The organism is Novilysobacter selenitireducens (assembly GCF_020026895.1).
Lineage (GTDB): Bacteria > Pseudomonadota > Gammaproteobacteria > Xanthomonadales > Xanthomonadaceae > Lysobacter_C > Lysobacter_C selenitireducens.
The window spans coordinates 1-291 of record NZ_JAINZW010000041.1 but is presented as its reverse complement, the minus strand read 5'-3'; the positions used below and the strand labels follow the sequence as shown (position 1 = coordinate 291).

At 55.3% G+C, this 291-nt stretch carries 1 pseudogene; it reads left to right on the top strand.

Annotated features, from left to right (window positions below):
* Nucleotides 1–291: pseudogene (locus K6753_RS14490) on the top strand (hypothetical protein); the annotation flags it as partial.

Here is a 291-nt window from a genome sequence, read left to right as displayed (position 1 = left end):
GGCATTGTCACTCCTGCAAACGCGTCAAACTTGAACGATGGCGCTAGCGCCCTCGTCCTCGTCAGCCGTGCAAAGGGCGAGGAACTCGGACTCAAGCCGCTGGCAAAGATCGTTTGTACGTCTCCAGCTGCAATCATCTCTCAGTGTGCTCACAAGCTTTTAGCGTATGCTGATGCCGCCCTCAAGCCGATTGACTTCCCCATCGCACCTACTGTCGCTCTCCCAGCCGCGATAAAGAAGGCCGGTTTGACCAAGGACGATATTGCTCTCTACGAGATCAATGAGGCGTTC